Origin of the sequence: Mesorhizobium sp. WSM4313 (assembly GCF_002294725.1) — a bacterium.
Taxonomy (GTDB): Bacteria; Pseudomonadota; Alphaproteobacteria; order Rhizobiales; family Rhizobiaceae; genus Mesorhizobium.
Window position 1 is genome coordinate 136,683 of the sequence record NZ_NSFT01000005.1, and the last position, 13,177, is coordinate 149,859.

At 64.9% G+C, this 13,177-nt stretch carries 10 protein-coding genes; 8 read left to right on the forward strand and 2 right to left on the reverse strand.

What is annotated here, in order from left to right:
• Positions 1 to 111 precede the first annotated feature (111 nt).
• A complete protein-coding gene (locus tag CK219_RS13750; RefSeq protein WP_095767307.1) occupies positions 112 to 1,299 on the reverse strand; it encodes an acetyl-CoA C-acetyltransferase in 1,188 nt (395 codons plus the stop codon).
• A 304-nt stretch (positions 1,300 to 1,603) separates the two neighbouring features.
• Here CK219_RS13750 and phaR point away from each other — a divergent pair, with 304 nt between their 5' ends.
• Positions 1,604 to 2,197 (forward strand): polyhydroxyalkanoate synthesis repressor PhaR, encoded by a 594-nt coding sequence (phaR, locus tag CK219_RS13755; RefSeq protein ID WP_095767308.1) that lies wholly within the window; start codon positions 1,604 to 1,606, stop codon positions 2,195 to 2,197.
• Between the two features lie 253 nt (positions 2,198 to 2,450).
• Here the strand turns inward: phaR and CK219_RS13760 are convergent, their stop codons facing one another.
• Positions 2,451 to 3,596, reverse strand: coding sequence for a citrate synthase family protein (locus CK219_RS13760; RefSeq protein WP_095767309.1), 1,146 nt, complete (start codon positions 3,594 to 3,596; stop codon positions 2,451 to 2,453).
• Positions 3,597 to 3,685: 89 nt separating this feature from the next.
• Between CK219_RS13760 and CK219_RS13765 the strand changes: the two genes are divergently transcribed.
• The 7 genes from CK219_RS13765 (at position 3,686) to CK219_RS13790 (ending at position 13,014) form a co-directional block, all read left to right on the forward strand.
• Positions 3,686 to 4,786, forward strand: coding sequence for a citrate synthase/methylcitrate synthase (locus tag CK219_RS13765; protein ID WP_095767310.1), 1,101 nt, complete (start codon positions 3,686 to 3,688; stop codon positions 4,784 to 4,786).
• A gap of 493 nt (positions 4,787 to 5,279) precedes the next feature.
• Complete coding sequence (locus tag CK219_RS13770; protein WP_095767311.1) at positions 5,280 to 6,410, forward strand: patatin-like phospholipase family protein; 1,131 nt, start codon at positions 5,280 to 5,282, stop codon at positions 6,408 to 6,410.
• A gap of 123 nt (positions 6,411 to 6,533) precedes the next feature.
• Positions 6,534 to 7,955, forward strand: coding sequence for a coniferyl aldehyde dehydrogenase (locus CK219_RS13775; RefSeq protein ID WP_095767312.1), 1,422 nt, complete (start codon positions 6,534 to 6,536; stop codon positions 7,953 to 7,955).
• A 62-nt stretch (positions 7,956 to 8,017) separates the two neighbouring features.
• Positions 8,018 to 8,236 (forward strand): hypothetical protein, encoded by a 219-nt coding sequence (locus CK219_RS31170; protein ID WP_141245342.1) that lies wholly within the window; start codon positions 8,018 to 8,020, stop codon positions 8,234 to 8,236.
• Between the two features lie 86 nt (positions 8,237 to 8,322).
• Positions 8,323 to 9,507, forward strand: coding sequence for an efflux RND transporter periplasmic adaptor subunit (locus CK219_RS13780; RefSeq protein ID WP_095767543.1), 1,185 nt, complete (start codon positions 8,323 to 8,325; stop codon positions 9,505 to 9,507).
• A 74-nt stretch (positions 9,508 to 9,581) separates the two neighbouring features.
• A complete protein-coding gene (locus CK219_RS13785) occupies positions 9,582 to 12,758 on the forward strand; it encodes an efflux RND transporter permease subunit (RefSeq protein WP_095767313.1) in 3,177 nt (1,058 codons plus the stop codon).
• A 97-nt stretch (positions 12,759 to 12,855) separates the two neighbouring features.
• Positions 12,856 to 13,014 (forward strand): DUF3309 family protein, encoded by a 159-nt coding sequence (locus CK219_RS13790; RefSeq protein WP_040991775.1) that lies wholly within the window; start codon positions 12,856 to 12,858, stop codon positions 13,012 to 13,014.
• Positions 13,015 to 13,177 lie beyond the last annotated feature (163 nt).

The window sequence follows — 13,177 nt, forward strand, 5'->3', positions numbered from 1 at the left end:
CTCCCTGTTGATCGGAGGAGCGAATAGGGAGTAGCGAATAGCGAGTAGGGGATTGAAGCCTGCTGCGCCGACGCCGTTTTCCCTATTCGCTACTCCCTATTCGCTATTCGCTCAGTTCAGCGCTTCCACGCACATTGCAACGCCCATGCCGCCGCCGATGCACAGCGTGGCAAGGCCCTTCTTGGCGCCGCGGCGACGCATCTCGTAGACCAGCGTGTTGAAGACGCGGGCGCCCGAAGCGCCGATCGGATGGCCGATGGCGATGGCGCCGCCGTTGACGTTGACGATCGAGGGATCCCAGCCCATGCCCTTGTTGACGGCGCAGGCCTGCGCGGCGAACGCCTCGTTGGCCTCGACGAGGTCGAGGTCCTTGACCGACCAGCCGGCCTTCTCCAGCGCCCGCTTCGAAGCGGGAATAGGCCCCGTGCCCATGATTGCCGGATCGACGCCGGCGGTCGCCCAGGAGGCGATGCGCACCAGCGGGGTGATGCCGCGCCGCACGGCCTCGGCCTCGGTCATCAGCAGCGCGCCGGCGGCGCCGTCATTGATGCCCGACGCGTTGGCGGCGGTGACCGTGCCGTCCTTGTCGAAAGCAGGCTTCAGCTTGGTCATGGCGTCGAGCGTCGCGCCGTGCCGGATGTACTCGTCCTGATCAACTGTTGTGTCGCCCTTCTTGCCCTTGATGGTGAAGGCGACGATCTCGTCCTTGAACTTGCCGGCCTTCTGCGCAGCCTCCGCCTTGTTCTGCGAGGCGAGCGCGAACTCGTCCTGGGTTTCGCGGGTGATCTGGAACTGACGGGCGACGTTCTCGGCGGTGTTACCCATATGGTAGCCATTGAAGGCATCCCACAGGCCGTCCTTGATCATGGTGTCGATCATCTTGTAGTCGCCCATCTTGACGCCGGCGCGCAGGTGCTCGGCATGCGGCGACATCGACATCGATTCCTGACCGCCGGCGACGATCACCTTGGCATCGCCGGTGGCGATCTGCTGCATGCCGAGCGCAATGGCGCGCAGGCCCGAGCCGCAAACCTGATTGAGGCCCCAGGCCGTGGTCTCCTTCGGCAGGCCGGCATTGATCGAGGCCTGGCGGGCCGGGTTCTGTCCTTGCGCGGCGGTCAGCACCTGGCCGAGGATGACTTCGTCGACTTCCGCCGCCTCGACATTCGCGCGCGCCAGCAATTCCCTGATGACGACGGCGCCGAGCTCATGTGCCGGCGTGGCGGCGAAACTGCCGTTGAAGGATCCGACCGCGGTGCGAGCGGCGCTGGCGACGACGATGGAATTGGAAGCGGACATTTTCTTCTCCAGACTTCGAGGTGTCGTGTTCTAGGCTATCCTTGAAGACTTTCTTGCCGGTTCAGGCAGCCGAGTCAAACCGGAAATGGGCATGGCCGCCATGCGTGGCAAGCAGAGCGCGCGCCGGCTGCGGCAACATGACGTTGACCGCGCGGCGAATTTTGTCATGCCCTGCAGCATTAATTGATGCCGCAGTGCACAAACCGCTTGGAATTGTGAGGCTTTTGCGCGTATCCTCGATAAAGGGCGCAATCGTTACCGGCCGCTTACTCCTAGAGGTGCCGGTGTCCTGGGGAGGATACGGATGGCCGCAAAAGACGACCCGATCGTCATCAAGAAGTATGCCAATCGCCGGCTCTACAATACCGGCACGAGCACTTATGTGACGCTCGAGGACTTGGCCGAGATGGTCAAGAAGGGCGAGGAATTCACGGTCCAGGACGCAAAGACCGGTGACGACATCACGCACCCGGTGCTGACGCAGATCATCTTCGAGCTGGAGAACAAGGATGGGCAGAACATGCTGCCGATCCCGTTCCTGCGCCAGCTCATCTCCTTCTACGGCGATCAGATGCAGATGATCGTGCCGAGCTTCCTCGAACAATCGATGATCGCCTTCTCCAAGGAGCAGGAGCGGTTTCGCGAGCAGCTCAAGGGTACCTTCGGGAAAACGCCGATCGACATGATGAAGACGCCGATCAAGGCGCTCGAGGAACAGACGCGACGCAATGTCGAGATGTTCCAGAACGCCATGCGCATGTTCACGCCGTTCCCGCCCGCCGGCGGCAATTCAGCGCCGGCCGCCGAGCCAGCGAAAAAGGAAGAGAAGGGCGACGATCTGCAGGAATTGAAGGCGCAGATTGCGGCGATGCAGCGCAAGCTGGACACGATGTCCTGACGGGTGTGCCGCCGTTTGGCGGCGGTCGCGAACGCTGGAGATTGGCGCAAAGGCCCATCCCTTCGTCATCCTCGGGCTTGACCCGAGGATCCATTCCGTGACCGACGCCGTAGGGCGCAGCGGTGCAGAATTCTGTAGACGTCGCAACGCCTTAGCGTCACGGAATGGATTCTAGGGTCTGCGCGCGTCGCTTCGCTCCTTGCTCCGCCCTAGAATGACGACCTCAAACGCGTTCCGGCTAATCTGCAAGTCATCACCCCGCGCTAATTGGCCCGTCGTAACGGGCGCGGGGCCTGATCGGCCTGTTGCTGGTCACCTGTTCGACGGCATGCGCCGTCCAGCCGACGCTGCGGCCGAGCGCGAACAGGCGGAACGGCGCATCGGCCGGCAGGCGCAGGCTGCGCGTCATCGCGGCCAGCGCGAAATCGATGTTCGGATGCAGCCCGGTCGCGGCGAGCACGGCGTCGCGAAGATGGACGATCCCGTCATCGATCTCCAGGTCAGGCAGCAGTGCTTGCGCGCGCGGATCGCCTTCCGGGTAGAGCGGGTGGCCGAAGCTTGGCAGCGGCCGGTCATGAGCGAGCCAGCGTGCAATCGCCTCGTCCGGACCCAGCCGCTCGGCATCCTCGACAAGCGTGATCGCCGCCGCGCCGGCGCCGCCATGGCGCGGGCCGGTCAGCGTCGCAAGGCCTGCGAGCAGGCAGGCGGCGACCGGCGCGCCGGTGGAGGCCGCGACGCGGGCGGCGAAGGTCGAGGCGTTGAGATCGTGGTCGGCCAAAAGTACCAGCGCCTTGCGGATGAGATCGGCGCCGGCGGCTTCCACCGACCAGCCCTGCGCCAGCCTGATATGCACGGGTTCGGAGCCCGGCGACGCGCCGAGCGCGGTTGCCAGCGCGCTGGTCGCGGCGGCGCCGTCCTGCTGCAGCATGGCCGGCCTGCGTCCGAGCGAGGACCAGCCTCCGGCGGCGAGCGCCGAAAGCCTGGCGAAGGCGGTGGGCGTGCCGCTTTGCCGGGCGGCCGAAGGGGTCAGCGAGGCGAACGATACCGGACGGGCAGAAGCCCATAGCAGTTCGGCGGTCTCCTCGAGCGTTGCCGTCGCCGAAAGCTCCACCGCGTCCCTGCCGCGATAGATGAGACGACCATGCAGCACCGTGGAGATTGACGTGGGAATCGCCGGCTCGCCCCAGGCGATGGCGCTTTCGGCGATTGCCTGCGGGCTCCTTCCGCGGTCGCGGCGCGTGGCGAGCGCGGCGATGTCGTCGGCGCGGTACCGGCTGCGGCGCGGGTCTGCGTCGTCCGGCTTCATGCCGATGCGGCCGCGGCTGACATAGGCATAAAGCGTCTGCGGACGGACGTTGAGCCGCTCCAGCGCCTCACCCCGGGTCAGCCATTCCGTCATTTGCCGCCTTACATTGATTATATTGATCAAGATTGATGCATTGATTGCGCAGCATTAATTGTCATGCACCAAAGGTCAAGGAGACGATCATGGCAAATGGGCTCGATGATGTTGTGGCGGCAGACACGGTGCTTTCCGATGTCGATGGTGCGGGTGGGCACCTCACCATCCGCGGCCATTCGCTGATGGAACTGGCCGGCCGCCGGCGCTACGCGCAGGTGGTGCGTCTGCTGTTCGACGGCTTCTTCGACGACCTTCCGAGCGATGCCGAACTGGAGGAGGCGATCGGCAAGGCTCGGGTGGAAGTGTTCGATCGCGTCCAGCCGATGCTTGCCCAGCTTGCGCCGCTCGACGTCTACAGCGGCATGCGCGCCGGCATGGCCGTCCTGCCGGACGGCGACAGGCTTGCCGATGCGCTGCGGCTGGTCGCGGCGCCTGCGGTGCTGACGCCGGCCTTGCTGCGCCTTGGCCGGGGTAAGACGCCTATTGCTCCCGACGAAAAAGCCGATCATGCCGGCGACATGCTGCGCATGCTTTCCGGCTCCGCCTCGCCGGCGCTTACCAAGGCGCTCGACAGCTATCTGGTGACGGTCTGCGACCACGGGCTCAACGCCTCGACCTTCGCGACCCGCGTGGTGGCCTCGACCCAGGCCGGACTGACCTCGGCGATCCTGGCTGGGCTCGGCGCGCTGAAAGGTCCGCTGCATGGCGGCGCGCCGGGGCCGGTGATCGAGATGCTGGACGCCATCAAGGCCAGCGGCGACGCCACGGCATGGCTGCGCAACGAGATCGCCCATGGCCAGCGCATCATGGGTTTCGGCCATCGCATCTACCGCGTGCGCGACCCGCGAGCCGATGCGCTGAAGACGGTCGTGCGGCAGCTCGGTTCGCGCAACAAGACGAGCAGCAAGGAGATGGGTAGCAGGTTGGCCTTCGCCGAAACCGTGGAGCAGGCGGCGCTCGAGGTGCTCAGCATCGCCAAGCCGCAGCGCTCGATCCAGACCAATGTCGAATTCTACACCGCGCTCCTCCTGGAAGCGGTCGGCTTCCCGAAGGAGGCCTTCTCCAACGTGTTCGCCGCCGGCCGCGTTGCCGGCTGGATTGCGCACGCGCGCGAGCAGCAGGCGACCGGGCGGCTCATCCGGCCACAGTCGCATTATGTCGGGCCGGTGCCCGATCTGGTTGCTTGAGAGGTTCGGTTCCTCGCCCCACCTCGGCTACGGCATGCACACCTTTCCAAGCGGCTGGCCTTTGGCGATAGCGTGCATGCAGCTTGGCGCATGCCTTGTCTTATGCAGCGCTGGTCGACCCCCACTCCGTCTCGGCTTCGCCGAGCCACCTCTCCCCCGATCGAAGGGGTAGAGGAAAGGCGCCAAGCTTTTTGCCGTCAATGCTCGTCCAGCAACGCTCCCTTCCTTTCCCTCCGGAGGGGGGAAAGGTGGCGCTGCGGAGCAGCGACGGATTGGGGGAACCACCTGGCAATCAAGCTTCGGCCTGATCAGTCGCGCTAGTCACAGCATGCTGTAGCCCATTTCGTGGAGCGAGGAAATTCCATGATCACGCTTGTGTGTTCGTGTTCTTGCCTTGGTTCGCCCCTATATGCTGCGCTGCAACATAGGCTGACTGCGCCGTCTCCGTGCAAACAACGCTGCGGTAGGCCGGCGCATCGAGACAAGGAACGCCATGGCGAAGAACGGCAAGGCGGAGGAAAAGAAGAAGATCAACATCGCGTTGCAGGGCGGCGGCTCGCATGGCGCCTTTTCCTGGGGCGTGCTCGACCGGCTGCTGCAGGATGGGCGGCTGGAGATCGCGGCGGTGTCCGGCACCAGCGCGGGCGCCATGAACGCGGTGGCGCTGGCCGACGGATTTGTCCGGGGCGGCGTCGAAGGCGCGCGCAAGAAGCTCGACGATTTCTGGCGGGCCGTGGCCTCGAAGGGGCGTTTCAGTCCGGTGCAGCGCATGCCGTGGGACGTGGTCTGGGGCAACTGGTCGATCGAGAACACGCCCGGCTATTTCTTCTTCGACACGATGTCGCGGGTGTTTTCGCCCTACGTCGCCAATCCGCTCGGCCTCAACCCGCTGCGCGACGTGGTGGCGAAGGAGATCGACTTCGACAATGTGCACGCCTGCAAGTCGATGGAGCTGTTCATCTCGGCGACCAATGTCGAAACCGGGCAGCTGCGCGTCTTCTCCGACGGCGAGATCGACCTCGACACGGTGATGGCCTCGGCCTGCCTGCCGCAATTGTTCCGCGCCGTCGAGATCAAGGGCGTGCCCTATTGGGATGGCGGCTATGGCGGTAATCCGGCGCTCTATCCGTTCTTCAAGACGGCGGCGACCGAGGACGTGCTCCTGGTGCAGATCAATCCGGTCGTGCGCGAAGGCACGCCGAAAAGCGCCAACGAGATCCAGAACCGCATCGACGAGATTACCTTCAACGCCGGGCTGCTGCGTGAATTCCGCTCGATCGCCTTCGTCAAGGAACTGATCGCGGCCGGACGCCTGCCGCATGGCGAATATCGCGACATCCGCATGCACCGCATCGATGCCGACGAGGCCTTCAAGGACCTCTCCGCGTCGTCCAAGGTCAATGCCGAATGGGCTTTCATCGCCTATCTGCGCGACCTCGGCCGCAGCGCCGCCAGCGACTGGCTGGAAGAGAATTACGACGCCGTCGGCCAGCACGCCACGCTCGATCTTTCAGGCGAGCTCGACGACGGCTTCAAGCCGCTGCGCGGCCCGGCACCCGGGCGTCGCGTCAAGGAGTTCCTGGCAGCGCACATTAAGCCAGAATCCGCGCGCCGCCGCGCCTGATGTCTTCCATACCTGTTAGCAAGTCCGCTCCGGCTGTCAGCATCTTCCCCAGCGGAACCGGGGCAATGCTGGATTCGGTTGTCGGGCCGATATAGCTTACCTGAACGTAAAGGCTAGGTCGCGATGCTGCAAACCAGACAAAACGCTCTCGGGGTCAGGTTTGAAGCGCAGTGCAGGGCCTTCGAGAAGGAGCCGTTCCCGACGCTGGACGTGCGCAAGGATCGGCTGAAGCGCCTGCTGGCGCTCACTGAAAAGCACGAGGCCGAGATCTGCGCGGCGATCGACAGCGATTTTTCCGCCCGCTCGGCTCAGGAGACGCGGCTTGCCGAACTGTTCGTCGTGCGCGCCGGCATCAGGCATGCGCTGTCGCATCTCGGCGCCTGGATGCGCGAGCGCCGCGTCGCCACCAGCCTGCCCTTCCTGCCCGGCCGCAACCGCCTCTTGCCGCAGCCGCTCGGCGTAGTCGGCATCGTCTCGCCCTGGAACTATCCTTTCCAGCTCGCCATCGCGCCGGCGACCGCCGCTCTGGCCGCCGGCAACCGCGTGCTGATCAAGCCTTCGGAGCTGACGCCGAAATTTTCGGACCTGCTCGCCAGCCTGGTCGAAAAATATTTCGCCGCCGACGAGGTCAGCGTGGCGGTCGGCGACGCGGAGGTCGGCAAGGCGTTCGTGTCCTTGCCGTTCGACCACCTCCTGTTCACGGGCTCGACCGCCGTCGGCCGCCAGGTGGCACTGGCCGCCGCGGCCAATCTGACGCCGGTGACGCTCGAGCTCGGCGGCAAGTCGCCGGCGATCTTCGATCCCTCCTGCGATCTCGATGCGGCGGTCGCCAGCGTTGCCTACGGCAAGTTGCTCAATGCCGGCCAGACCTGCATCGCGCCGGACTATCTGATGGTTCCGCGAGGGCAGGGCGCTGCGGTCGCGGCCAAGTTCGGGGCGGCAATCGCGAAGCTCTATCCGCGCCTCGGCGACAATCCCGACTATACGGCGATCGTCAGCGAGCGGCATCACCGGCGGCTGAGCGACATGGTCGCCGAGGCGCGCGACAGCGGCGCCGATATCATCGAGGTCAACCCGGCCAACGAGAAGCTCGGCGTCAGCGACCGCAAGATGGCGCCGGTGCTGGTGCGCAATGCCGGCGAGACTCTGCGGCTGATGCGCGAGGAGATTTTCGGACCGGTGCTGCCGATCGTCGAATATGGCAGCGTGGACGAGGCTATCGATCATGTGAACCGGGGCGAGCGTCCACTGGCGCTTTACTGGTTCGGCAGCGACAGCGCCAATCGCCGCAGGGTCATGCGCGAAACCGTGGCCGGCGGCGTCACGGTCAATGACTGCATGATGCATCTGGCGCAGGAGCGGCAGCCCTTCGGCGGCGTCGGCGACAGCGGCATGGGCGCCTATCACGGCGAGTGGGGTTTTCGCATCTTCAGCAAGGAAAAGCCGATCTTCCTCCAGTCGAAGCTCAGCGCCGGCGGCCTGCTGCGCCCGCCCTATGGCAAGACATTCGAGCGTCTTTTCCGGCTGCTGAAGCTCATCACTTGACAGCTTCAGCCCCGGAATGGCGGGGACGGAACCGCGGTCAACGCGGATGATCGGCGCTTCATATGGGAGCTTTCCGCATCATCCTGACGGCTGCTGCCAGTAACGTCAGGGAAGCCGTGGAAAACTATTGGCGCGCCGGAAAAAAGCGCAGCCGTCTGGCAGAAAAGCTTGGATTTGTCGAGGAACCACGTTCCACTTCGCAATGCTACCGCAACTTTTCCGACTATATTGCGCCGCAACTTTCAGGTAGAAGCTGCGCTTCGCCGATCACGGCAAATTGAACTAGGCCCCGCGCACACCCATATCGGCCGCGCGCCCGAAGTCGGAAGCGCCGACCTCGCCAGGTCCTGCAACGGAAAAAATGACGATGCCGAAAATCAGGTTTCACAAGCTTGCTGCCATTGTCGTGCTCATCGGATTCGCGGCCTGGATGGGCACGGGTGAGTTTTCGTCCGTCGGTAGCGCCGCCGACAAGTCGGTCGCCACGGACAAGCACGCCGACGCCGGCAAGCCCGCTCAGCCGGAGGCCACAAAGCCGGACGCCGCGCAAGCCGAGCCCAAGGCCGCGTTGCGCACGGTCGCGGTGGTGACGCCGCCGCGCAAGACCTATGCGCGCGCCATCCGCATCTCCGGCCTGACCGAGGCCGACAAGCGGGCCGTGCTGGCGACGCGCGTCGCCGGCGTCATCGAGAAGTTGCCGGTCAAGCAGGGCGACCGCGTCAAGACCGGCGACCTCGTGCTGATGCTCGCGGCCGAGGAGAAGATCTCCAACGTCGACAATGCCAAGCAATTGCTGGCGCAGCGCAAAGCCGAGCTCGATGCCGCCGAGCGGCTGGCCAAGACCGGCAATCTGCCGAAGCTGCAGCTCGATACCGCCCGCTCCAACCTGACGCTGGCGCAATCGCAGCTGGACACCGCGCAGGCGGAGCTCGACCGCAACGAGGTCAAGGCGCCATTCGACGGCGTCATCGACCGCATCCCGGTGGAGCTCGGCAGCTCGGTGATGCAGGGCGGCGAGGTGGCGACAGTCCTGAAGCTCGATCCGGTCATCGCCCGCGGCGAGATCAGCGAGCGCGACCTGCGCTACGTCAAGATCGGCGACGAGGCCGATGTCCGCCTCGTCAACGACCAGAAGGTCACCGGCACCGTGCGCTACATCAGCCGCGATGCCTCGGCGCAGACCCGCACCTTCCGCGTCGAGGTGGCGATACCCAATCCCGACGGCTCCATCCCCGCCGGCATGACGGCCGAGATCGCGCTCAGCGCCGAGCCGACCAACGCGGTCATGCTGCCGCGTTCGGTGGTGACGCTCGGCGACAAGGGCGACCTCGGCATTCGCGCTGTCGGCAAGGACGACAAGGTGGCGTTCTTTCCGATCGACCTGGTCGACGACACGCCGCACGGCCTGGTGCTGGGCGGCATTCCGCAAGATGCGCGCATCATCGTCGCCGGCCAGGAGCTGGTGAAGGAGGGCGATCCGGTGAAGCCCGTCGAGGCCGACCAGGCGACCATCAACAAGCTGATTGGCGAAGCCACCGCCGGCACGCAGTAAAGCAGGACGCGTCCGTCGCCGGCCCAATCCGGCGATGGCAGTCCGCAGCCCCCGAAGCATAACAGGCCGAAGTCATGGATATCGTCAGACTCGCCATCAACAACGCTCGCCTCACCATATCGGCGCTGCTGTTTCTGGTCGTTGCGGGCTGGGTCGCCTACCAGTCCACGCCGAAGGAAGCAGAGCCCGACGTTCCGATTCCGATGATGTATGTCAGCCTGATCTATCAGGGCATCTCACCGGAGGATTCCGAGCGCCTGCTGCTCAGGCCGATGGAAAGCAAGCTCAAGAGCCTCAAGGGGCTCAAGGAGATGCGCTCAGCCGCCTTCCAGGGCGGCGGCTATGTGCTGGTCGAATTCCAGCCGCAGACGGATCTCGCGACGGCGCTGCAGGATACGCGCAGCAAGGTGCAGGACGCCAAGGCCGACCTGCCGCAGGCGGCGGAAGAGCCGACCGTCAACGAGGTCAACGTCTCGGAATTCCCGGTTCTGGTCGTCACGCTTTCCGGCGATGTGCCGGAGCGCGTGCTGACGTCGGCCGCGCGCGAGCTGCGCGACCGCATCGAGGAGGTGCCCGGCGTGCTCGAAGGCTCGCTGCAGGGCGCTCGCGACGACCTCGTTGAGGTGGTCGTCGATCCGGTGAAGCTTTCCTCCTACGGACTGCAGCTCGACCAGGTGATCCAGGGCGTCGCCTCCTCCAACAGCCTGGTCGCGGCCGGCAATCTCGAAGGCTCAGAAGGCAAATACGCGGTCAAGGTGCCGTCGCTGATCGAGACGCCCGAGGATGTCGCGAACCTGCCGGTGGTTGCCACGCCGGACGCCGTGGTCCAGGCCAAGGACATCGCGACCATACGCTCGACCTTCAAGGACGCCGAGACGGTCACTCGCCTCAACGGCAAGCCCGCGATCGCCATCGAAGTCAAGAAGCGCATAGGCGCCAACCTGATCGACACGTTGAACCATGTCAGGGAAGTGTCGGACACCTTTATCAAGACCATGCCCGAGGGCATGCATGTCACCTACACGCAGGACAAGTCGGTCTTCGTCAACCAGCTGCTGGGCGACCTGCAGAACCATGTGATGATCGCCGTCATCCTGGTGTTCATCGTCATCCTCTACGCGCTGTCGGGACGGGCCTCGCTGCTCATCGGGCTTGCCATCCCGTCATCGTTCCTGATGGGCATCCTGCTGCTTGCCATGATGGGCTACACGATCAACATGATCGTGCTGTTCAGCCTGATCCTGGCCGTCGGCATGCTGGTGGATGACGCCATCATCGTCACCGAATTCGCGGAACGGCGCATGAGCGAGGGCATGCCGAAGGCGGACGCCTTCGCGTTGGCCGCCAAGCGCATGGCCGGCCCGGTCATCGCGGCGACGATGACGCGCATCGCCGCCTTCTCGCCGCTGCTGTTCTGGCCGGGCATCATCGGCGACTTCATGAAATATATGCCGATCACGCTGATCGTGACGCTGTCGGCCTCGATGCTCTACGCGCTGGTCTTCGCGCCGACTTTGGGCGCGATCTTCGCCAAGGCGCCGGAGCATCACGAGGAAGGCAACCGCGACGGTTGGTACATGGCGGTGGTCAAGCAGGCGGTGCGCTTCCCGATCACGGTGATCCTGCTCACCGTCGGACTTCTGGTCGGCGTCGGCTTCGCCTATTCGAAATATGGCGCCGGCGTCGAGTTCTTTCCCAGCGTCGAGCCGGATTACGGCCTGCTCTATGTGCATGCCCGCGGCAATCTTTCGCTGGCCGAAATGGACGCCGCGACGAAGACGGCGGAGAACCGTCTGCTCGGCTGGCCCGGCGTGAAGTCGGTCTATACCCGCGTCGGCAAGACGCAAGGCGGCGGCCAGGACATTCCGGAAGACGTGGTCGGCGTCATCCAGTACGAGTTCGTCGATTGGCGCGAGCGCAAGTCTGCCAACCAGATCCTCGACGACCTGCGCGGCGTGATGGCCGGCATTCCCGGCGTCGATGTCGAAGTGCGCGTGCCGGAAGCCGGCCCGCCGACCGGCAAGCCGATCCAGATCAGGCTTTCGGCCGTCGACCCGACCGGGCTCGACGACAAGGCGCGCGCGGTCGCGGCACGCATCGCCAAGATCCCCAATGTCATCGACATTTCGGACGGCCTGCCGCCGCCCGGTGTCGATTGGGCGATCGAGGTCGACCGCGCCAAGGCGGCGCAATACGGCATCAGCCCGACTTCGGTCGGCACGGTGGTGCAACTGGTGACCAACGGCCTCAAGCTGTCGGAATACCGGCCGGCCGGTGCCGACGATGCGGTCGACATCCGGCTCCGCCTGCCCGAGGATCGGCGCACGCTGTCGACGCTCGACGAGCTCAGGGTGCAGACCTCGCAAGGGTCGGTGCCGATCTCGAACTTCGTCGTGCGCAAGCCGGAGCCGACCGTCGGCATCCTGAACCGCATCGACGGCGCGCGCACCGTGGTCGTGCAGGCCAATGTCAGCGCCGGCGCGCAGGTCGCGGCGGTGCAGGAGCAGGTGACCAAGGCCGTCAGCGATATGGATCTCGGCAGCGGCATTCGCTGGAAGCTCGCCGGCTCCAACGAAGACAGCGCGGAAGCCAGCGCCTTCCTCGGCAAGGCCTTTGGCGCGGCGATCTTCCTGATCTTCCTGGTGCTGCTTGCGCAGTTCAACAAATTCACCAGCGTGTGGCTCGTCCTGTCCTGCGTGGTCATGGCGACGATCGGCGTGTTCCTCGGATTGCTTCTGACAGGCGAGGCCTTTGGCATCGTCATGTCGGGCATCGGCGTCATCGCGCTGGCCGGTGTGGTGGTGAACAACAACATCGTGCTCATCGACACTTACGACCGGTTGCGCGAGGAAGGCTGGGACAAGATGGATGCGGTGCTGCAGACCTGCCGCGAGCGCGCCCGTCCGGTGGTGCTGACGGCGGTGTCGGCCATCCTCGGCGTGCTGCCGATCGCCTTCGGCCTCGGGCTCGAAATCTTCCATCACGAAACGACGATCAACGCGCCGTCGACGCAATGGTGGATCTCGCTGTCCTCGGCGATCGTCTTCGGCCTGTCTTTCGCCACCCTGCTGACGCTGGTGGTGACGCCCTCGATGCTGATGGTGTTCACCCGCGCCAAGGTGAAGCCCGGCCAGCGCCGCGGCTGGTTCAGCCGCCTGTTGCGGCGCGGCAAAGGCAAGGTCATGACCGACGAGCCGGCCAGCGAGACGGGCGCGGGGTCGGCGGAGACCTTCCCGAAAGCCGCGGAATAGAGCGTTTCACAACCCCAAGGAAAAAAGCCGCCCGGGAACAACCGGGCGGCTTTTTGCATTGTTCCCTCGAAGTTCAACCAGACGGCGAGGGTTTTTCATGACGATCGGCACAATTCTCGTAATTATCCTTATTCTGATCCTGATCGGCGCCGTGCCGGCATGGCCGCATTCGCGATCCTGGGGCTACGGGCCGTCGGGGATCGTCGGCGTCATCCTGGTCGTGCTGTTGATACTCTTGTTGATGGGCAGGATCTGACCGGTTCCTCGGTCCAGGGATTTGAAAGGCTGCAGCCAGCGCAAACGCTGGGAATTAGCTGAAGCTTTGCCCAATCTCGTCATTCCAGGGCGGAGTAGCCGCGAAGCGGCGTCGCGGAGACCCTGGAATCCATTCCGTGAACTGGGCCGTGGGATGCGGCGAA